This is a genomic window from Bosea sp. NBC_00550, assembly GCF_026020075.1.
In the GTDB taxonomy this organism is placed as follows: Bacteria; Pseudomonadota; Alphaproteobacteria; order Rhizobiales; family Beijerinckiaceae; genus Allobosea.
Genome location: NZ_CP102772.1, coordinates 2766244 through 2786318, shown reverse-complemented (window position 1 = coordinate 2786318; position 20075 = coordinate 2766244). Strand labels below are relative to the sequence as shown.

The 20075-nt window shown below is 67.6% G+C and carries 22 protein-coding genes; 13 read left to right on the top strand and 9 right to left on the bottom strand.

Features of this window, described 5'->3' with window-relative positions:
• Positions 1 to 53 precede the first annotated feature (53 nt).
• The 4 genes from NWE53_RS13365 (at position 54) to NWE53_RS13350 (ending at position 3102) form a co-directional block, all read left to right on the top strand.
• Positions 54 to 716, top strand: a complete 663-nt coding sequence (locus tag NWE53_RS13365) for a dihydrofolate reductase family protein (protein WP_265054736.1) — start codon at positions 54 to 56, stop codon at positions 714 to 716.
• Between the two features lie 128 nt (positions 717 to 844).
• Positions 845 to 1267: a YciI family protein gene (locus NWE53_RS13360; protein ID WP_265054735.1), complete on the top strand. Its 423-nt coding sequence runs from the start codon at positions 845 to 847 to the stop codon at positions 1265 to 1267.
• An 84-nt stretch (positions 1268 to 1351) separates the two neighbouring features.
• Positions 1352 to 1774 carry a YciI family protein gene (locus tag NWE53_RS13355; protein ID WP_265054734.1) on the top strand — a complete coding sequence of 141 codons (423 nt, stop codon included), beginning with the start codon at positions 1352 to 1354 and terminating at the stop codon, positions 1772 to 1774.
• 56 nt (positions 1775 to 1830) lie between these two features.
• Positions 1831 to 3102 carry an RNA polymerase sigma factor gene (locus NWE53_RS13350; protein ID WP_265054733.1) on the top strand — a complete coding sequence of 424 codons (1272 nt, stop codon included), beginning with the start codon at positions 1831 to 1833 and terminating at the stop codon, positions 3100 to 3102.
• 200 nt (positions 3103 to 3302) lie between these two features.
• On the opposite strand, the gene NWE53_RS13345 is transcribed toward NWE53_RS13350, so the two are convergent.
• The 5 genes from NWE53_RS13345 to pdxH all read right to left on the bottom strand — a co-directional run bounded on the left by NWE53_RS13345 (position 3303) and on the right by pdxH (position 6098).
• Entirely contained in the window at positions 3303 to 3572 is a 270-nt protein-coding gene (locus NWE53_RS13345; protein WP_265054732.1) for a hypothetical protein, read from the bottom strand.
• A 182-nt stretch (positions 3573 to 3754) separates the two neighbouring features.
• Positions 3755 to 4201: a TIGR02301 family protein gene (locus tag NWE53_RS13340; protein ID WP_265054731.1), complete on the bottom strand. Its 447-nt coding sequence runs from the start codon at positions 4199 to 4201 to the stop codon at positions 3755 to 3757.
• Entirely contained in the window at positions 4198 to 4677 is a 480-nt protein-coding gene (locus tag NWE53_RS13335) for an NUDIX hydrolase (protein ID WP_265054730.1), read from the bottom strand. Before NWE53_RS13335 ends, NWE53_RS13340 begins: the two co-directional genes overlap by 4 nt.
• A gap of 16 nt (positions 4678 to 4693) precedes the next feature.
• Complete coding sequence (locus NWE53_RS13330; RefSeq protein ID WP_442865015.1) at positions 4694 to 5470, bottom strand: SDR family NAD(P)-dependent oxidoreductase; 777 nt, start codon at positions 5468 to 5470, stop codon at positions 4694 to 4696.
• 13 nt (positions 5471 to 5483) lie between these two features.
• Positions 5484 to 6098: a pyridoxamine 5'-phosphate oxidase gene (pdxH, locus tag NWE53_RS13325; protein WP_265054729.1), complete on the bottom strand. Its 615-nt coding sequence runs from the start codon at positions 6096 to 6098 to the stop codon at positions 5484 to 5486.
• 125 nt (positions 6099 to 6223) lie between these two features.
• Between pdxH and NWE53_RS13320 the strand changes: the two genes are divergently transcribed.
• From NWE53_RS13320 to NWE53_RS13300, 5 genes are all read left to right on the top strand, one after another.
• Positions 6224 to 6679, top strand: coding sequence for an RT0821/Lpp0805 family surface protein (locus NWE53_RS13320; RefSeq protein ID WP_265054728.1), 456 nt, complete (start codon positions 6224 to 6226; stop codon positions 6677 to 6679).
• Positions 6680 to 6833: 154 nt separating this feature from the next.
• Positions 6834 to 7757, top strand: a complete 924-nt coding sequence (locus NWE53_RS13315) for a DnaJ C-terminal domain-containing protein (protein ID WP_265054727.1) — start codon at positions 6834 to 6836, stop codon at positions 7755 to 7757.
• A 159-nt stretch (positions 7758 to 7916) separates the two neighbouring features.
• Positions 7917 to 8756 carry an enoyl-ACP reductase FabI gene (gene fabI / locus NWE53_RS13310; protein WP_265054726.1) on the top strand — a complete coding sequence of 280 codons (840 nt, stop codon included), beginning with the start codon at positions 7917 to 7919 and terminating at the stop codon, positions 8754 to 8756.
• 74 nt (positions 8757 to 8830) lie between these two features.
• Entirely contained in the window at positions 8831 to 9085 is a 255-nt protein-coding gene (locus tag NWE53_RS13305; RefSeq protein ID WP_265054725.1) for an AbrB/MazE/SpoVT family DNA-binding domain-containing protein, read from the top strand.
• Entirely contained in the window at positions 9079 to 9399 is a 321-nt protein-coding gene (locus tag NWE53_RS13300) for a type II toxin-antitoxin system PemK/MazF family toxin (protein ID WP_265054724.1), read from the top strand. The genes NWE53_RS13305 and NWE53_RS13300 overlap by 7 nt, the downstream gene beginning before the upstream one ends.
• An 18-nt stretch (positions 9400 to 9417) precedes the next feature.
• Here the strand turns inward: NWE53_RS13300 and folK are convergent, their stop codons facing one another.
• The 3 genes from folK to folP are packed head-to-tail and all read right to left on the bottom strand — an operon-like array spanning position 9418 to position 11145.
• The gene (gene folK, locus NWE53_RS13295) at positions 9418 to 9942 is read right to left on the bottom strand and encodes a 2-amino-4-hydroxy-6-hydroxymethyldihydropteridine diphosphokinase (RefSeq protein WP_265054723.1); all 525 of its coding nucleotides are present in this window, start codon (positions 9940 to 9942) and stop codon (positions 9418 to 9420) included.
• The gene (gene folB, locus NWE53_RS13290) at positions 9932 to 10306 is read right to left on the bottom strand and encodes a dihydroneopterin aldolase (protein WP_265054722.1); all 375 of its coding nucleotides are present in this window, start codon (positions 10304 to 10306) and stop codon (positions 9932 to 9934) included. Before folB ends, folK begins: the two co-directional genes overlap by 11 nt.
• On the bottom strand, positions 10303 to 11145 hold the full coding sequence (folP, locus tag NWE53_RS13285; protein WP_265054721.1) for a dihydropteroate synthase: 843 nt from the start codon (positions 11143 to 11145) through the stop codon (positions 10303 to 10305). Before folP ends, folB begins: the two co-directional genes overlap by 4 nt.
• A gap of 140 nt (positions 11146 to 11285) precedes the next feature.
• On the opposite strand from folP, the gene NWE53_RS13280 reads away from it, so the two are divergent.
• The 4 genes from NWE53_RS13280 to ribB all read left to right on the top strand — a co-directional run bounded on the left by NWE53_RS13280 (position 11286) and on the right by ribB (position 18802).
• Positions 11286 to 11882, top strand: coding sequence for a histidine phosphatase family protein (locus tag NWE53_RS13280; protein ID WP_265054720.1), 597 nt, complete (start codon positions 11286 to 11288; stop codon positions 11880 to 11882).
• A 245-nt stretch (positions 11883 to 12127) separates the two neighbouring features.
• Positions 12128 to 16150 carry a Pls/PosA family non-ribosomal peptide synthetase gene (locus NWE53_RS13275; RefSeq protein ID WP_442865014.1) on the top strand — a complete coding sequence of 1341 codons (4023 nt, stop codon included), beginning with the start codon at positions 12128 to 12130 and terminating at the stop codon, positions 16148 to 16150.
• A gap of 66 nt (positions 16151 to 16216) precedes the next feature.
• The gene (gene aroC / locus NWE53_RS13270) at positions 16217 to 17335 is read left to right on the top strand and encodes a chorismate synthase (protein WP_265054718.1); all 1119 of its coding nucleotides are present in this window, start codon (positions 16217 to 16219) and stop codon (positions 17333 to 17335) included.
• 186 nt (positions 17336 to 17521) lie between these two features.
• Entirely contained in the window at positions 17522 to 18802 is a 1281-nt protein-coding gene (gene ribB, locus NWE53_RS13265) for a 3,4-dihydroxy-2-butanone-4-phosphate synthase (protein ID WP_265054717.1), read from the top strand.
• Between the two features lie 155 nt (positions 18803 to 18957).
• Here ribB and NWE53_RS13260 read toward each other — a convergent pair whose 3' ends face one another.
• Complete coding sequence (locus NWE53_RS13260; RefSeq protein ID WP_265054716.1) at positions 18958 to 19887, bottom strand: histone deacetylase family protein; 930 nt, start codon at positions 19885 to 19887, stop codon at positions 18958 to 18960.
• Between the last annotated feature and the right edge of the window lie 188 nt (positions 19888 to 20075).

The following is a 20075-nucleotide window of genomic DNA, read 5'->3' as shown; positions in this document are numbered from 1 at the left end:
AGTGAGTGCGGAGCGGTCCGCGATTGCCGATCTCCCCGGATAGGAGAACCGAGATGAGAAAGATCGTTGCATCGACCTTCCTGTCGCTCGACGGCGTGATGCAGGCGCCGGGTGGGCCCGAGGAGGACCCGACCGGCGGTTTCGAGTTCGGCGGTTGGGTCTTTCCTTATTCGGACGACGTCACGGGTCAGCATATCGGCAAGCTCTTCGATCAGCCCTTCGACCTCCTGCTCGGCCGCACGACCTACGACATTTTCGCCGCCTACTGGCCTTATGCGGGGGAGGACCATCCCATCGCCAAGGCTTTCAACAGCACCACCAAATATGTCGTGACCTCGTCGAGGGAGCCGCTCAGCTGGCAGAATTCGGTGGCCCTGCACGACATGCCCGCCGATCTAGCCCGGCTGAAGCAGCAGGACGGGCCGATGCTGTTGATCCAGGGCAGCAGCGTGCTCATCCATTCGCTGCTCAAGCATGACCTGATCGATGAGATCACCCTGCTGATCTTCCCGATCGTACTCGGCCGGGGCAAGCGGATGTTCGACGAGGGGGCCCTGCCTGCGGCGTTCGAGCTGGTCGACAGCAAGGTCTCATCGACAGGCGTGGTGATCGCGAGCTTCCGGCGCGCCGGCGCGATCAGGACGGGTTCCTTCGCGCAGGCGGAGCCGAGCCGGGCAGAGCTTGCGCGCCGCGAGCGCATGGCGAGCAAAGCCTAGCGAAAATATTTCCTCAGGTCTGTCGATCCGGGCGCGCCCCGTTCGACGTGATGTCAGAGAGCGGGTTTCGACGGTGGCGGTGAACGTTGCCGGCCTGCCTCCCGAAGCTGAAAACCAAGGAGACACCGATGCGCGTGATGGTTCTGGTCAAGGCCGACAAGGACAGCGAAGCCGGCATCATGCCGAGCGAGGACATCCTCACCAAGATGGGGGCGTATAACGAGGAACTGGTGAAGGCGGGCGTCATGCTGGCGGGCGAGGGGCTGCACCCGACCTCGAAGGGGTTGCGGATGCGCTTTTCCGGTTCGGAGCGGACGATCACGGACGGGCCTTTTGCAGAGACCAAGGAACTGCTCTGCGGTTTCTGGCTCTGGCAGGTCAAATCCTTCGCCGAGGCGGTGGAGTGGCTGAAGCGCGCGCCCTTCGACGGCGGCACCGAGATCGAGCTGCGCCCCGTCTTCGAGATGGAGGATTTCGGCGAGGCGCTGACGCCGGAGCTGCGCGAGCAGGAAGATCGCCTCCGCGCCGAGGCGGCGAAGCGCGCCGGCTGATCGGAAGCCTGGAAACCAACCCATTCGATTTCGGAAGGCGCGGGGGAACGTCTCCACCGCCTTCGTTGCAAACGGAGAAGACCGATGCGTTTCATGGTGATGGTCAAGGCGACCAAGGACAGCGAAGCCGGTGCCCCGCCGACGCGGGAGCTGCTCGAGGCGATGATGGCCTATAACGAGGAGCTGGTGAAAGCCGGCATCATGAAGGGCGGCGACGGCCTGCAGCCGAGTTCCAAGGGCGCGCGCGTGCAGTTCGACGGCAGCAAGCGCTCCGTCGTCGACGGGCCGTTCACCGAGACCAAGGAGCTGGTGGCGGGCTACTGGCTCTGGGAATGCGCTTCGCTCGACGAGGCGATCGCCTGGGTCAAGCGCTGCCCCAATCCGATGCCTGGCCCGTCCGAGATCGAGATCCGGCCGCTCTTCGAACTGGCGGATTTCGGCGAGGTGGTCACGCCTGAAGCCGCGGCGGCCTGGGATCGCCTCAAAGCCGAGGTCGGTCAGGCCTGAACGATCGGGCCCGAGCCGCTTGCCAGCCGAGGTGCTGATGGTGTGTATCGCTCCCCATGTCGGCAAGCGATGCACACCGAACCGTCGAGACGGTCTGGCGCATGGAGGCGCCGAAGCTGATCGCGGGGCTCGCGCGGCTGACCCGCGATGTCGGCCGCGCCGAGGAATTGGCGCAGGACGCGCTGGTCGCCGCGCTGAAGCAGTGGCCCGAAGAAGGCGTGCCGCGCAATCCGGCGGCCTGGCTGATGCAGGTCGCCAAGCACCGTGCGCTCGACGCCGCCCGCCACGAGATGATGGCCCGCCGCAAGCAGGAGGAGCTGGGCCACGACATCGAAAGCGACGGCGCGGCGATGCCCGATCTCGATGCGGCTCTTGACGACGAGGTCGGCGACGATCTGCTCCGGCTGATCTTCACCGCCTGCCATCCGGTGCTCTCGAAGGAGGCGCGGCTGGCGCTGACGCTGAGGCTTATCGGCGGGCTGACGACCGAGGAGATCGCGCGGGCCTTCCTGGTCCCGGAGCCGACGATGGCGCAGCGCATCGTGCGCGCCAAGAAGACACTGAGCGATGCCAAGATTCCCTATGAAGTGCCGGGCGGAGCCGAACTCGGAGAGCGGCTCGCCTCGGTGCTGGAGGTGGTCTACCTGATCTTCAACGAGGGCTATGCCGCGACCGCCGGTCAGGACTGGGTCCGGCCAGCGCTGTGCGAGGAGGCGCTCCGGCTCGGGCGCATCCTGGCGGCGCGCGCACCCCAGGAGCCGGAGGTGCATGGCCTGGTCGCGCTGATGGAACTGCAGGCGTCGCGATTGCGTGCGCGCGTCGGCCCGGCCGGCGAGCCGATCCTGCTGCTCGACCAGAACCGCGCGCGCTGGGACCGGCTCCTGATCGGTCGCGGACTCGCTGCGCTGGAACGGGCGCAGCGGCTCGCCGGAAATGTACCGGGGCCCTACCTGCTGCAGGCAGCACTGGCTGCCTGCCATGCCCGTGCTCGCACGCCCGAGGAGACCGACTGGAGCCGGATCGCGGCGCTCTACGGGGTGCTCGGGCGCGTCGCGCCGTCACCGATCGTCGAATTGAACCGGGCGGTGGCGGTCAGCATGGCGGAGGGGCCGGCTGCGGGGCTGGAGATTGTCGAGACGCTGGACGCCGAGCCGGCGCTGAAGCTCTACCATCTCCTGCCGAGTGTGCGCGGCGACCTGTTGTCAAAGCTCGGACGACATCGGGAAGCGGCCGAGGCGTTCGATCAGGCCGTCGCACTGACCGGCAACGTCAAGGAGCGGGTGCTGCTGGAAGAGCGCGCCGCGACGGCGCGGAGTGCCGCCGATTAGAGTGCGTTGATTTTACACGGAACCACGCCGTCATTCCGGGGCGGGCCGCAGGCCCGAGCCCGGAACCCATGAACACCACGGCCCAAAAATGGGCCGATCCGACGGGTGTTCTCGTCTAACTCCGTGTTCATGGGTTCCGGGCTCTTCGCTGACGCGAAGCCCCGGAATGACGGCGTGGTTCCGTCAAAACCCGGCAAGTTCTAGTGGCGCGTGCCGCTGGTGAAGGCGCCGCAGCGCACCTTTTCCGGCAGGGCCTCGGTGAAGACGGCGGTCGCCTCCTCGCCATAGGTCTCGACCAGCGTGCGCAGCGCGGCGAAAAGCGCGGCGTGGGCCATGGCGTCCGAATCGAGCCCGTCCTGCTGCCCTTCGGCGAAGGCGTCCTCGACATAGCCATAGGCGACGCGGCGGGCATCGCCGTGATCGTCGGCGAGATTCGGGTCGAGCATCGTGTCTTCGGGCTGGATTGGCATCGAAATTGGACTCTTCAGCCTTTATCTGATGCGAAACGCGCCGGTTGTGCCCCGGATCGCGACGGTTGGGCGATGCTCAAGTCATAGGCCGTGCCAGAGCGGCACGCTACCGCGGCGTTTAAGAAAGGTTAATGCGACCGGGAGAATTCCACCGAAGATCGCATTCGGGCCACAGCTGTTGCCTATCCGCCATAGCGGCCGGCGAGCGCACGCGACAGCGCCTCGCCTTCGCTCGCCAGGCGCGCGGAGGCTTCCTGGCTCGCCTCGGTACAGGAACGATGTGTCAGCGAATAGGCCCGGAAGCCACGGTTGAAGGCGGTGGTCAGGCGCTCGCGCCGCTGCGGCGTCCGGCCTTCGGCTTCGACGAGCGCGGTCATCCGGGCGCGCCAGTCCTGCGCCTCCTTGCCGCCGCAGAGCGTGCGCAGATAGGCGAGCGACCCCATGATCTCGGCCAGCTGAAGCAGCTGCGGCTCGTAGGGCGGGCCGGTCGGTTCGGGGGCGGGCTGCTCGGCGGGCTTGGAAGCCGGGGGCTTGGCCGCCGGTTGCGTGCGTTGCTGGGCATCCGTGGCCACGGGCGCCAGCATCAGCAGGGCGGCCAGAACGGCGAGGGCGGGCGCCGCGCGCCTCATGCCAAACCACTGGCCGCAAAGATGTCGTGCGCGCGGCGCAGCACATCGCCGAGCTCGCGGGTCGTGGCGAGGCCGCCGAGCTTGAGCGGATCGGCCCACATCACGGCGCCGGCTTCGGGTCCCGGCCGCGGCTCGCCGGAGAGCCATGCGCCGACGAAGGAGGCGACCACGAAATGATGCGTCACCTCGCCCTTCGCATCGCGGCCGAAGATCTCGACATGGCGGTTGAAGCCGAGGATGCGGGCGGTGACGCCAACCTCCTCCTCCAGCTCGCGCAGCGCGGCCTCCTCGAGCGTCTCGCCGGCCTCGACCTTGCCGCCGGGCAGGGACCAGAGCTGGTCGGCTGGCGGTTTGGTGCGGGTCGCCAGCAGCACCTTGCCGTCGCGGAAGACCGCGACAGAGGCTGCCAGAACCGGTCTTGCCGCCGCGCGGCCGGCGGCCGGGAAGCGGATGACCTGCCCGCCTTCGGCGGTCATGCTGCTGCGCCCTGCGTCAAACGTGCTGCCCGCCGTTGATGTGCAGTTCCGAGCCGGTGACGTAGCTCGAAGAGTCCGTGCAGAGGAAATAGATCGCCTTGGCGACCTCGTCGGTCTTGCCGAGCCGCTTCATCGGCAGGGTCGCGACGATCTTCTCGGTGCCCGGCGAGAGGATGGCGGTGTCGATCTCGCCCGGCGAGATCGAGTTCACGCGGATGCCGAGGGGTCCGAAATCGGCGGCCATCTCGCGGGTCAGGCTGGCGAGAGCGGCCTTGGAAGTAGCGTAGGCCGCGCCGGCGAAGGGGTGGACGCGCGAGCCGGCGATCGAGGTGACGTTGACGATGGCGCCCTTCGCCGTGGTCAGCTCGTCGAGCAGGCCGCGGGCGAGCATGATCGGCGCGAAGAAATTGACCTGGAAGACCTTGTGCCAGTCGTTGAAGGAGGTCGTTGCGGCGCCCAGGCGCTCGCCTTTCGGCCCCTTCGGCGAGATGCCGGCATTGTTGACGAGCGCGTTGAGCTTGCCGCCCTCGGCGGCCAAGCGCTTCTTGATCTCGGCGATGCCGCGCATCGTGTCCTCGGGGTCGCCGAGATCGATCTGGATGTGGTCGTCGGCGCCGGAGGGCCAGGGGCATTTCTCGGAAAAGGCCTGACGCGAGCAGGACAGGATGCGCCAGCCCGCCATGGCGAACTGCATCACCGTGGCATGGCCGATGCCGCGGCTCGCCCCGGTCAGCAGCATGACCGGGCGTTTGCCAGCCTCGGTCTTCGGAAAATCGAACGTCGGCATCGCCATAGAACTGGAGTCCTTAAGGGTAGAAGCGCGTCTTGGTCCACGGCTCGCCGGCCGTGCCGCGGCGGAAGACGACGCGATCGTGCAAGCGGAAGGCGCCGTCACGCCAGAACTCGATATAGACCGGGGTGATGCGAAAGCCACGCCAATAGGGCGGGCGCGGAATCTCGCCGAGGCCGAACTTCACCGTGTAGCTCGCCACCGCCTTCTCCAGCGCGAAACGGCTCTCCAGCGGGCGCGATTGCTGCGAAGCCCAGGCGCCGATGCGGCTGTCGCGCGGGCGCGACTGGAAATAGGCGTCGGATTCGGCGTCGGTGACGAGGGCGACCGTGCCACGGATGCGCACCTGCCGGCGCAGGCTCTTCCAGTGGAACAGCGCGGCGGCCTTGGGCTGGCCGAGCAGTTCCTGGCCCTTCTGGCTCTCGGTGTTGGTGTAGAAGACGAATCCGTCGGGTCCATGGCCCTTCAGCAGAACCATGCGGCTGTTGGGCAGGCCTTCGGCATCGACGGTGGAGAGCGCCATGCCGGTCGGGTCGTTCGGCTCGGATTTCGCCGCCTCGTCCAACCACTTCTGGAACAACGCGAAAGGCTCGTTTTCCTCGGTGAAGTCACCGCTCGTTAACGGTTGCACGTTCTAATCCTCGGTCAGTGGAGTGTGGGCGTTTGGGCGAGCGCGAAGTGATCCGGTTTCGGACGGCTGGTTTATATAGGGCAGGGGCCGAGGCGTTCCAAAGCCTTCCTGATTGCGCAGCCCCCATGCGCCCGCTGGTTGCCGCCATGGCGCTGGCGCTGCTCTCTGCCGGCTGCTCGGTGTCGTTCCCGATCCTCGGCCTGTCGAGCAAGAGCGAGGACGAGGTGGCGACGACGTCCGCCATCCTGCCCGCGCGAGGCGGCAACAGGCCTGCCGCATTGGCCAGCCTTTCGTCAGAGCTCGGGCCGGAAGACATGCGCCGCGCCGATGGCGCGATGGGCGTTGCGCTCGATCCGCAGGGCAATGGCGCCGCCGTCTCCTGGGACAATCCCCAGAACGGCATCAAGGGCTCCTTCGTGCCGGTCGGCGGGCCGTTCCTGCGCTCGGATGAGATCTGCCGCGCCTTCATCGCCAGCGTCCAGACGCAGACCCGGCCGGTCAAGCTGCAGGGAACGGCCTGCCGCCCCTCCGGCGGCGAATGGGCGGTGAAGGATGTCGGCCCCTGGAAGGACCTGGGCTGACCGCCCAGCTATCGCTTGCCTCGCCTTGACGGCGGGTGCAGAAGGGCGCTTGAAGGGTGTTGCGCTCGCGCCACACCATACCCAGATAGAGCGAAGCGGGTAGCTGGCGCGGTTGGCGCCGGCTGTCCGACTTTGCGTGGAAACGAGGTTTTGGATGCGCGATCCCTATCAGGTTCTGGGCGTCGCCCGCGGCGCGAGCGATGCGGAAATCAAGAAAGCCTTCCGCCGCCGCGCCAAGGAGCTGCACCCGGACCGCAATCGGGAGGATCCGAAGGCGCAGGACCGCTTCTCCGAGCTCAACACCGCCTATGAGATCGTCGGCGACGAGACCAAGCGCAAGCAGTTCGACCGCGGCGAGATCGACGCCGAGGGCAAGCCGAAATTCCAGGGTTTCGAGGGCATGGGCGCCGGCAGGGGCGGGCGCAGCGGCGGCTTCGAGTTCAATTTCGGCCAGGGCGGCGCGCCCTTCGGCCGGGGCAGTGCCGGCGGCAGCGGCGGCGATGCCGGCTTCGACGCGTCTGACATCTTCTCCTCGCTGTTTGGCGAGGCGAGCCGGCGCGCCCGCGGCAAGCCCGAGCCGCAGAAGCCACCGGAGCAGAGCTTCACGCTCGAGGTCACGCTGGTCCAGGCCGCGACTGGCGGGACGCGCCGAGTCAAGCTGCCCGGCGGGCGCGAGGTCGAGATCACGATTCCCGAAGGCGTCAGCGACGGCAAGGTGATGCGCCTGCGTGGGCTCGGCCAGACCGACCCGTTCTCCGGCGAGGCCGGCGACGTGATGATGACGATCAAGGTCAAGCCGGACCCGCGCTTCACGATCGACGGCAAGGACCTGCGCACCCGCGTCGCGGTGCCGCTCGCCAAGGCGGTTCTCGGCGGGCCGCTGCATGTGCCGACGCTGACGGGGGCGGTGGAGATGACCATCCCGCCGATGACGGGCAGCGCCAAGCAGTTCCGCCTGCGCGGCAAGGGGCTCAAGGGCGAGAAGGGCGCGGTCGGCGATCTGTTCGTCGCGATCGACATCGAGATGCCGGCCGAAGATGCGGAGCTGACGGCCCTGATGAAGGCGCGCGGCGACTAAGCCGGCGCGTTTTGGGTTTTGGCGCGAAACGGCGGACAAGTGCCGCCAATCGGGCCCGGATGCGCGAATCATCCGTGGAGGCCGGCATCAAAAGCGGTTCCCACTTCCCCGCGACTGTTCTAAGAGACCGTCCTTCATCGTTCAGTTCGCGGGTTTCCCATGCCTGATTCCAACGCCGTTTCGCCGACCGCCAATCTCCTCAAGGGCAAGCGCGGGCTCGTGATGGGCGTCGCGAACAATCGCTCCATCGCCTGGGGCATCGCCAAGGCGGCTGCCGATGCCGGCGCGGAACTCGCCTTCACCTATCAGGGCGATGCGCTGAAGAAGCGGGTCGAGCCGCTGGCGACGCAGCTCGGCGGCCATGTCGTCGGCCATTGCGACGTCACCGACGGAGCGACGATCGATGCGGTCTTCGCCGAGGTCGAGAAGCTCTGGGGCAAGCTCGATTTCGTCGTTCATTGCATCGCCTTTTCCGACAAGGACGAGCTGACCGGCCGCTATGTGGACACCAGCGAGGCGAACTTCTCCAAGTCCCTGTTGATCTCCTGCTATTCCTTCACAGCCATCACCCAGCGCGCCGAGAAGCTGATGACCGATGGCGGCTCGCTGCTGACGCTGACCTATTATGGCGCCGAGAAGTGGATGCCGCACTACAACGTCATGGGCATCGCCAAGGCCGCGCTCGAATCGAGCGTGCAGTACCTTGCAGCCGATCTCGGCCCCTCGAAGATCCGCGTCAACGCCATCTCGGCCGGGCCGATCAAGACGCTCGCCGCCTCCGGCATCGGCGATTTCCGCTATATCCTGCGCTGGAACGAGTACAACTCGCCGCTGCGCCGCACGGTCACGATCGAGGAGGTCGGGGAGACCGCGGTCTTCCTCGTTTCCGACATGTCGCGCGGCATCACCGGCGAAATCCTGCATGTCGACGCCGGCTACCATGTCGTCGGCATGAAGGTGCCGACCGCGCCGGACATCAGCCTCGAAAAGGGCGAGTGACGCCAGTTTTTGTTATAACATTGTTGTAACGGCGTTCGGTTGTGCGTATGTTGTTTTCCTCGTTGGAGGAGGCCATGCGCAGCGCCGTCAAGAAGTTCGGAAATTCCGCCGGCGTCGTCATCCCAAAACCCCTTCTGGCTGAAATCGGGGCGAAGGCAGGCGATGGTGTCGAGCTCACGGTGGAGCAGGGCCGCATCGTCATCCAGCGCGTGCAGGAGCAGGCCCGTGCAGGTTGGGCGCAAGATGCCCAAAGCCTCGCGGCGGTGGGCGACGACGCGTTGGCCTGGCCCGAATTCGGCAATGCGGACGATACCGAGTTGGCATGGTGAAGCGCGGCGAGATCTGGCTCGCGGCGCTGGACCCGACGATCGGCAGCGAGATCCAGAAGACGCGACCGTGCCTCATCATCTCGCCTGCCGAGATTCATGACCATCTTCGTACGGTCATCGTTGCGCCGATGACCTCGAAAAGCCGGGCGGCGGGCTTTCGCGTACCGATCTCGTTCCAGGGCATCGACGGGCTAGTCCTGCTCGAACAGAGCAGGGCGCTCGACAAGAAAAGACTGATCCGACGCCTGGGCGCGGCTCCACCATCCACTCTCAGCCGGGCCTTGGCTGTTCTGCGCGAACTCTACGAAGAGTAGCCGAGGTCGCTGGGCGAGTCAGGGCAGGGGTGTTGCAAGCAGCGCTCTCAACCGGTCCGTCGCGGCATCGTCGCGGCGGATCGTTTCGTCGGCGAGAGCCCCAAGCAGGCCGGCGACCGTCTCGCTTCCGATCACTCGTCGCGGCAGAACCTCCGCCAGCGGCGCCAGCACGAAGGCGCGCTCGGCGATGCGCGGATGGGGGATCTGCAGGCCGGGCTGGTCGATGAGTTCGTCGCCATAAGTCAGGATGTCGATGTCGAGGGTGCGCGGCCCCCAGCGCTCGCGGCGTTCGCGTCCGCCGGCCCGCTCCAGCTCCAGGCAGAGTGCGAGCAGCTCAGCGGGCGCGAGCGAGGTTTCGACGAGCGCTGCCATGTTGAGGAATTCGGGCTGGTCCGTCTTGCCCCAGGGCGCCGTGCGGTACACGGATGAGAGCCGCCCGAGCGTGACGGCGGAATGGCCGCGCAGGCTCCGCAGGGCGGAGGCGAAGGCTGCGACGGGATCTCCGAGATTGCCGCCGAAGGCGAGGGCGGCCTCAGTCCTCACGCCGGAAATCCAGCTTGATTCCGACCGAGCCGAGCGTCGCCGGGATCGGCGGGCCGGGCTTGCGCAGCGTGACCTCGACCCGGCCGACCGGCGGGAAGCGCTCGAGGATGGCGAAGGCCACGGCGCGCGCCGCCGCCTCGAGCAGATTGTAGCGGCGCGCCGTGAACGCCTCGATCGCGACGGCGACGACGTTGCCGTAGTCGACGGTGTCGGCGAGCTTGTCGCTGATCGCGGAGGCGCGGATGTCGACGGCCAGCAGGATGTCGAGCACGAAGCGCTGGCCCAGGCGCTCCTCCTCCGAGAAGAAGCCGTGATAGGCGTAGATATCGAGCTTTTCGATCAGGATGGAGCCGGTTTCGCTCACGGGACTACCTTCATGCTGTCCTCGATCGCGGCCCAGGTCTTGAGCGCATCGATATGGGGCGCGACGTCATGGGCGCGGATGATGGCGGCGCCGCGGCTCACGCCATAGAGATGGGCGGCGATGCTGGCGGCGAGCCGTTCGGCCGGAATCTCCCGGCCCGTGATGCGGCCGAGCGTCGATTTGCGCGAGGCGCCTAGCAGGATCGGGCAGCCGAGTTCGTTCAGCCGGTCGAGATGGCGGATCAGGTCGAGGTTCTGGCTGATGGTCTTGCCGAAGCCGATGCCGGGGTCGACGACGATCTGGCCGCGGGGCACGCCGGCCTGCGTCGCGATGGCGATCGAGCGATCGAGGAAGCGCCTGACGTCGTCGAAGATGTCGAGCGAGGCGTCGATCGTCTCCCGGTTGTGCATCAGGATGATCGGCGCGCCGGCGCGGGCGGCGACCTCGGCGATGCGCGGATCGCGCTGGGCGCCCCAGACATCGTTGACGATCGCGGCGCCGGCGGCGAGCGCGGCCTCGGCCACCTCGGCCTTGTAGCTGTCGATCGAGATCGGCGTGTCGGTCCGTGCCTTCAGCCCGGCGATCACCGGCAGCACGCGGGCCAGTTCCGTCGCGGCATCGACGGTGGCATGGCCGGGGCGGGTCGACTCGCCGCCGACATCGACGATCGCGGCGCCCTCGGCGGCCAGGCGCTCGCCATGGGCCACGGCAGCCTCGGTGCTCGCGAGCAGGCCGCCATCCGAGAAGGAATCGGGCGTGACGTTGACGATGCCCATGACGAGCGGCAGCGCATCGAGCGCCAGGCTGCGGCCATCGGGCAAGGTGAGGGCGAGGGGCATGCGGGTCCGCCAGTGACAGGGCAAGGGCGCTATACACACGCCGTGTGGATTGGGCCACAGAAAGCGGCCAATTGTCGCCATGGGCAGGAAGCATCGCTCCGGGCTTTGACGGTGCGGGTGCCAGCGTGCAGAAGCGCCACATGGTCCCGCTATCGCTTCCGCACCGGCTCATCCTCGTCCGCCATGGCGAGACCGACTGGAATCGGGAGGGCCGGCTGCAGGGCGGACAGGACATCCCGCTCAACGAACTCGGTCGCAGACAGGCTGCCGAGGCGGCCGGGCGCCTCAAGGCGCTGGAGCCGGCCTATGCCGGGCTCGACTATATCGGCTCGCCCATGCTGCGGGCGCGGGAGACGATGGACATCCTGCGGCACGAGCTCGCGCTGCCGGCAGGCGCCTACACGATCGACGACCGGCTGCGGGAACTGACCTTCGGCGAGTGGGAAGGCTTCACCTGGCGCGACATCCGCAAGGCCGAGCGCGAGCAGGCGCATCTGCGCGAGCGCGACAAATGGGGCTTCGTGCCGCCCGGCGGCGAAAGCTACCGCATGCTGGCCGAGCGGGTGCGGCCGGTGCTCGAAGGCTTGCAGCGCGAGACGGTGATCGTCAGCCATGGCGGGGTGGCGCGCGCTGTCCTGGCGCTGGTCGGCGCGGTGGCGCCGCGGGAGGCGTCCATGGTCGAGATCTGGCAGGGCAAGCTGCTCGTCGTGACCGGTAACAAGGCCGATTGGCTCTGATCCGCCCTGATCGGCCTCCGCAACCGCATGGCATTCATCACCGGTTCACGCGTGATTCCGCAGGAGTAATGTGCTAGCAAAACGTCGTGAAGCGGCGGCCCGCCCGGCCGGGGGGCTCACGCGGATGTCGCGGCGCGTTGCGACGATTCCGGTTTTCTTCATAGGGTGCGTGGTAGGGCACCGTGCTGCCGCAGGCTTGGTTTGCCGCGGCGACAGCGACGGGCCTTTCAGCGCAACGGGGCGCGATGAACGATATGACGAAGCTGTCGGCGGCGTCGGACGCGACCGGCGCTAATCCCCTTGCCATGATGGCGGGCGAGAAGCGCCCTGACCTGATCCGTGACGAGGTGCTGGCCGAAATCTTCGCGGCGACCGTCGCCGTTCGCCCTGATCATCCCGTCCTCGTCGATCGCGAGCGGCGCCTGGGCTATGCCGAAGTCTGGGCGGAAGCCGGGCGGCAGGCGCGCGGGCTGCAACTTGCTGGCGTCGGGCCCGGCGACATGGTCGGGCTGTGGATGCCGCGCGGCATCGACCTGCTCGTCGCGCAGATCGCGATCACGCGCGCAGGCGCGGCCTGGGTGCCCTTCGATGCGGAAGCGCCTGTCGAGCGCATCGCGACATGCCTGAACGATGCGGCGGCCAAGGGCATCGTCACCTGCGCCGGCTGGGCCGGTCGGGCGGAGGCGATCGAGCTGACCGTCTGGTCGCCCGAGGGGCTGGCCGCACATTCCGACGGGATTGAGCCTGCGGCACGGCCCGCCGGGCTGACCAAGGACCATCCGGCCTATCTGATCTACACCTCCGGCTCGACAGGCACGCCGAAGGCGATCGTCATCAGCCATCGCAACATCTGCCATTTCCTGCGCTCAGGTAACGCGCTCTACGGCATCGGGCCGGACGACGTCGTCTTCCAGGGCGCATCGGTCGCCTTCGACCTTTCGATGGAGGAGATCTGGACGCCCTATCTCGTCGGCGCGACGCTGTTCGTCGCCTCGCCGGAGATGATGGGCGATGCGGAGAAGCTGCCCGCCATCCTCGAGGAGGCCGGCGTCACCGTGATCGACACCGTGCCGACGCTGCTCGGCATCCTGCCTGCCGACGTGCCCTCGCTGAAGCTGATCCTGCTCGGCGGCGAGGCGCTGCCGCCGGCGATCGTGCAGAAATGGTCGAAGCCGGGCCGGCGCATCCTCAACACCTACGGGCCCACCGAGGCGACCGTCGTTGCGACCGCCGCGGAGGTCGTGCCCGGCGAGACCGTCACCATCGGCAAGCCGATCCCGAACTACACCGCCTATGTCGTCAGCGAGGAGCTGCGCCTCGTCCACCCGGGCGAGCAGGGCGAGTTGCTGATCGGCGGGCCGGGCGTCGCCAAGGGCTATCACGGCCGGCCGGAGCTGACGGCCGAAAAGTTCATCGCCAACCCCTTCGCCGGCCTGGCGGGAGAGGGCGACCCGGTGCTCTACCGCTCCGGCGATGCGGTCAGCCTCGATGACAACGGCAACATCGTCTTCCACGGCCGCATCGACGACCAGATCAAGATCCGCGGCTTCCGTGTCGAACTCGGCGAGATCGAATCCAAGCTCGCCGACGAGCCCGGCGTGGCGCAGGCCGCCGTCGTGCTGCGCACCGACGATGGCATCGAGCGGCTCGTCGCCTTTGTCGTGGCCGAGCCGGGCGTAGCCGTCGACGGGGGCGCGCTCCGCGCGGCACTGCGCGAAAAGCTGCCGCCCTATATGGTGCCGGCACATTTCGAGGCGGTCGGATCGCTGCCGCGCATGGTCTCCGGCAAGGTCGACCGCAAGATGCTCAAGGCGGCGCCGCTGACGGCGCCCAGCGCCGATGGCGAGCAGGAGCCGCCGCGCAACGCCACCGAAGCCGCACTGCTCGACGCCGCCCGGCGCGTGCTCGGCGCTGCCTGCCTGCCGCTGGAGGCGGACTTCTTCGTCGATCTCGGCGGCCATTCGCTGCTGGCGGCGCGCTTCATCTCGATCGTGCGGGAAACGCCGGCCTATGCCGGCATCACGCTGCAGGACGTCTACGGCGCACGCACGTTGCGCGCGATGGCCGAACTGCTCGACGAGCGCGGTATCGCCGCGACCGAGGACCTGTCCTTCACGCCGCCGCCATTCCTGCGCCGCTTCTTCTGCGGGCTGGCCCAGGCTGTGGTGCTGCCGGTCGTCATCGGTCTCGCGACGGCGCAATGGCTCGGCGTCTTCGTCACCTACATGATCCTCTCCGGCGAGGATCTGCCGCTGCTCGGCCAGATCGGCGCGCTGCTCGGCGTCTACATCGCGATCATCCTGGTCACCGGCCTCATCGCCATCGCGCTGAAATGGGTCGTGCTCGGCCGGACCAAGCCCGGAATCTATCCGCTCTGGGGCGTCTACTACTTCCGCTGGTGGTTCGCGGCGCGCGTCGCCGGGCTCGTCCACATCAAATGGCTGCAGGGCACGCCGGTTATGCGCTTCTATTGGCGGCTGCTCGGCGCCAAGGTCGGGCGCGACGTCATCATCTCCGACTACGAGGCCGGCGCGATCGACCTGATCGAGATCGGCGAAGGCACGAGCTTCGGCTCCAAGACCACCTTCGCCAATGGCGAGGCGATCGGCGACAAGCTCGTCATCGGCCGCATCAAGATCGGTAAGGACGTCTCGGCCGGCGCGTCCGTGGTGCTCGGCCACGGCTCGGCGATCGGCGACCATGCCGAGATCGGCGACCTGACCGCGATCCCGCCCGGCGCCCGGGTCGGGGTAGGCGAGATCTGGGACGGCACGCCGGCGCGCAAGATCGGCACGGTCGATCTCGCCGCCCTGCCGCCGCAGGCGGAAGCTTCGCCCGCACGGCGCACGCTGATGACGGCCTTCCACATCCTGATGCTGATCGTGCTGCCGCCGGTCAGCCTGCTGCCGATCTTCCCGGCCTTCTGGCTGTTCGACAAGATCGACTACTGGATCGCCGGCTGGACCGAGATCAGCTATCTCTGGTTCCTGCCGATCCTGACCTGGCCGACGGCGATCGGGCTCATCGCCTTCACCGTGCTGCTGATGGCCGGGCTGCGCTGGGCGATCCTGCCGCGCGTCACCTCCGGCTCCTATTCGATCCATTCCGGCTTCTACGCGCGCAAATGGACGGTAGCGCTGGCGACGGAAGTAACGCTGGAGACGCTCTCCTCGCTCTTCGCGACCATCTACATGCGGGCCTGGTACCGGCTGATGGGCGCCAGCATCGGCAAGGGGGCGGAGATCTCGACCAATCTCTCCGGCCGCTACGACCTCACCGGCATCGGCGCCGGCAACTTCATCGCCGACGAGGTGGTCTTCGGCGACGAAGACATGCGCCGCGGCTATATGCGCCTCGATTCGACGCGCACCGGCGAGCAGGTCTTCATCGGCAACGATGCGGTGGTGCCGCCGGGCGCCGTCATTCCCGACCGCGTGCTGATCGGCATCAAGTCGAAACCCCCCGCCAATGACCGCATGCAGCCCGGCGACACCTGGTTCGGCTCGCCGCCGATCAAGCTGCCGACGCGGCAGAAGGTCGATCTCGGCGCGGACTGGACCTACAAGCCCTCCTTCGGCAAGCAGTTCGGGCGCGGCGTCTTCGAGGCGCTGCACACCTCCTTCCCGTCGATGCTGTTCATCACCTTCGGCACCATCGCCGTCGACATGGTGCTGCAGCAGAAAATCAACGAGGGCGACTGGCTCGGCCTCGTGCTGTCCTTCATGGGGGTCGCGGTCGCGATCGCCGTGGTGCAGGCGCTGATCTGCGCGGCCGTGAAATGGCTGATGATGGGCGCCTACAAGCCGGTGATGAAGCCGATGTGGTCGTGGTGGGCGATGCGCACCGAGGCCGTCGCCGTCATGTACTGGGGCCTCGGCGGCAAGGTGCTGTTCGATTATCTGCGCGGCACGCCGTTCCTGCCCTGGTTCCTGACGCTGTTCGGCGCGAAATACGGCAAGGGCGTCTGGCTCGACTCGACGGATATCACCGAATTCGACTGCATCAGGGTCGGCGATTTCTGCACGGTGAACGCCCATTCGGCGCTGCAGACGCATCTCTACGAGGACCGGGTGATGAAGGTCGGCAGGGTGAAGCTGGGCAAGGGCGTCTGCGTCGGCGCAGGCGCGACCGTGCTCTACGACACCCATGTCGGCGACTACGCCCAGATCGGCTTGCTCACGGTCATCATGAAGGGCGAGAACCTGCCGGCGCATACGCGCTGGGAGGGGGCGCCCGCGGTGCCGGCGAAGGCGCCGGCCGGGCATTGAGCACGCGGTTTGACCACCGGTCACCATGGGGACTAAGAGCCTGCGCAGGATTTCGCGCAGGCACCCATGTCGCATAACAGCTTCGGCCACCTCTTCCGCGTCACCACCTTCGGCGAGAGCCATGGCCCGGCCATCGGCTGCGTGGTCGATGGCTGCCCGCCGCTGATCCCGCTGACCGAGCCCGACATCCAGGGCGATCTCGACCGGCGCCGGCCGGGCCAGTCGCGCTTCACCACGCAGCGCCAGGAGCCGGACCAGGTTCGCATCGTCTCCGGCGTCTTCGCCCGCGAGAGCGACGGCGTTCAGGTGACGACGGGCACCTCGATCGGGCTCCTGATCGACAATGTCGACCAGCGCTCGAAGGACTATTCCGAGATCAAGGACAAATACCGGCCGGGCCATGCCGATTTCACCTATGATGTGAAATACGGCATCCGCGACTATCGCGGCGGCGGGCGCTCCTCAGCGCGCGAGACGGCGATGCGGGTCGCGGCGGGCGCCATCGCCCGCAAGGTCGTGCCCGGCATGGTCGTGCGCGGCGCGCTGGTCCAGATGGGGCCGCACAGGATCGATCGCGGCAACTGGGATTGGGACGAGGTCGGCCGCAATCCCTTCTTCTGCCCGGATGCCAAGGCTGCCGCCTTCTTCGAGGGCTATCTCGACGGTATCAGGAAGTCGGGCTCGTCGATCGGCGCGGTGCTGGAGATCGTCGCCGAGGGCGTGCCGGCCGGGCTTGGCGCCCCGATCTACGGCAAGCTCGATGCCGAGATCGCGGCGGCGCTGATGAGCATCAATGCGGTGAAGGGCGTCGAGATCGGCGAGGGCTTCGGTGCGGCGGAACTCTCCGGCGAGGAGAATGCCGACGAGATGCGCGCCGGCAATGACGGGCGCCCGCTCTTCCTCTCCAACCATGCCGGCGGCATCCTCGGCGGCATCTCGACGGGGCAGCCGATCGTGGCGCGCTTCGCGGTGAAGCCGACCTCCTCTATTCTGGCGACGCGCGCCACCGTGACCCGCACGGGCGGCGAGGCCGAGATGTTCACCAAGGGGCGGCACGACCCCTGCGTCGGCATCCGCGCGGTGCCGGTTGGCGAGGCGATGGTCGCCTGCGTGCTGGCGGACCAGTATCTGCGCCATCGCGGGCAGGTGGGCGTGGTGGAGACGCGCTGGCCGTTTCAGGAGTAGGCCGCGTCATTCTCGGGCCGCGAAGCGGATCCGAGAATCTCCGGCCGGAAGAGGCTCTGGTAAGGAGCCTTCTCGTCATGGGGGCAAGCCCGAGCATGACGGCTCGGGGCACCTTGCATTTCAGCAATACTGAAAATGCATCGTCTCTTCATTGCGGATGAAACGCTGCCGTATTAGCTTGGTCGCATGAAGCTCGACGCCTGGCTCCGACAGCATAAGATCGCGCGCAGCGCCTTTGCCAAGCAGGTCGGCTTGTCGCCGGCCAGCGTGACGGCGCTGTGCAACGACCAGACCGCCTGGATCTCCCGCGAAAGCGCCGAGCGCATCGCCGCCGCCACGAGCGGCTCCGTCACCCCCAATGATTTCCTCGGCCTGTCCGGGCCGCGCGAGGCTGCCATGTCCAACAATGTCGCAGAGACCATCGAAGTCTTCGCCCGCGGCGAGATCGTCATCGTCACCGATGACGACGACCGCGAGAACGAGGGCGATCTCATCGTCGCCGCCTCGCTCTGCACGCCGGAGAAGATGGCCTTCATCATCCGCAACACCTGCGGCATCGTCTGCGCGCCGCTGACCTCGGCCGAGGCGCGCCGTTTGCGGCTCGACCCGATGGTGTCGTCGAACGATGCCCCGCTCGGCACCGCCTTTACCATCACGGTCGACGTCAAGCACGGCTTGACCACCGGCATCTCGGCCGAGCAGCGCAACAACACGGTCCGCGCGCTCGCCAACGGCAATATGGGCGCGGCGGATTTCGTCCGGCCCGGCCATGTCTTCCCGCTGATCGCCAAGGATGGCGGCGTGCTGATGCGCTCCGGCCATACGGAGGCCGCCGTCGACCTGTGCAAGCTCGCCGACCTGCCGCCGGTCGGCGTGATCTGCGAACTCGCCAATGACGACGGCACCGTGATGAAGGGCGCGCAGATAGCCGCCTTCGCCGAGAAGCACGGGCTCAAGCAGATCACCGTCGCGGATCTCATCGCCTATCGCCAGTTGCGCGAGAAGCTGGTCGAGCGTGTGCATTCCTTCCCGGTCAAGACCGCGTTCGGCGAGATGACCGGCCATGTCTACATCACGCCCTTCGACGATACGCAGCACTTCGCCTTCGTCATGGGCAAGCTCGGGGATGGCGAGAAGGTGCCGGCGCGCCTGCACCGGGCCGATGTCGTCGCCGACGTGCTCGGCGGAGCCAGCTCGATCCAGTGCGTGCTCAAGCGCTTCCAGCAGGAGGGCAAGGGCGTCCTCGTCTATCTGCGCGACGGCAGCGCCGGCGTGCCGATCAAGAGCGTCGAGGATGAAGGCGCCGACGCCCTGCGCAGCCAGCAATGGCGCGAGGTCGGGCTCGGCGCGCAGATCCTGCGCGATCTCGGCGTCAGCTCGATCGTGAACCTCGCATCCTCGCCGCGCTCCTTCGTGGGCCTGAGCGGCTTCGGCATCGAGATCGCCGGGACTTCGCCGCTGGAGTAGGCGGCGCGCAGCCAACAGGCCGTCATGCTCGGGCCTGACCCGAGCATCTCGTGACGAGAAGGCTCCTGTACCGGCGCAGCTTGCGGCGAGAGATTCTCGGGTCCGCTGCGCGGCCCGAGAATGACGGCTGGGTCTGATCCCTTGGGGGCACGCCGTCAGCTGCCCATCAGCGCCGCGACATGGGCGGCGGTGGAGGTTGCCAGCGCATCGAGATCGTAGCCGCCTTCCAGCACCGAGACGATGCGGCCGCCAGCGTGCCTGTCGGCCAGCTCCATCAGCTTCTGCGTCGCCCAGGCGAAGTCGGCCTCGCGCAGGTTGAGGCTGGCGAGCGGATCGCGCCAATGCGCATCGAAACCGGCGGAGATCACGACGAGATCGGGGCGGAAGGCATCGAGGCGCGGCAGGATCGCGACCTCGAAAGCCTCGCGGAACTCGTCGGAGCCTTCGCCGGGACGCAGGGGCACATTGACGATCGTGCCATGTGTGCCGCGCTCCGAGGCGGCGCCGGTGCCGGGGTAGAGCGGCATCTCGTGCGACGATGCGTAGAGCACGCTGGCATCGTCCCAGAAGATGTCCTGCGTGCCGTTGCCGTGATGCACGTCCCAGTCGACGATGGCGACACGCTCGGCGCCGTGCGCCTTCTGCGCGTGGCGGGCAGCGACGGCGGCATGGTTGAAGAAGCAGAAGCCCATGGCGCGGTCGCGCTCGGCATGGTGGCCGGGCGGGCGCATCGCGACGAAGGCATTGCGCGCCTTGCCGGCCATGACCTCGTCCACGGCCAGCACCGCGCCGCCGACGGCGCGCAGCGCAGCCTCGATCGTGCCGGGCGACATGAAGGTGTCGCCATCGACCTGGACGAAGCCTGAGGCCGGGCTCGAATCGATCAGCGCCTGCGCGTGGTCGGCGGGGTGGCAGAGCGCCACCTGATCGAGCGTGCCCAGCGGCGCCTCGATCCGAATCAGCGAGGCGAAGCGTTCCGCCTCCAGCGCCTGGTCGACGGCTTTCAGGCGCTCGGCGCTTTCGGGGTGGCCGGGCGGCATGACGTGGTCGAGGCCCGCCGGGTGCGTGATAAGAAGCGTGGTCAAGCGCGATTATCCGAGAGAACAGGGCTTGAGCAGCGGGAAGCGTGGCTGCTTTGCCACGCCGAGGCGCCATCCGGGAGTCACAAAGGGAACTAGATTGCACCTTGCCGGTTTGGGGCCTAGTGCTTCGCCAGACCAACGCCCTTCGGGCAAGTCTCGGGCGATACGAAGCGTTAACGTTCGATTCATCA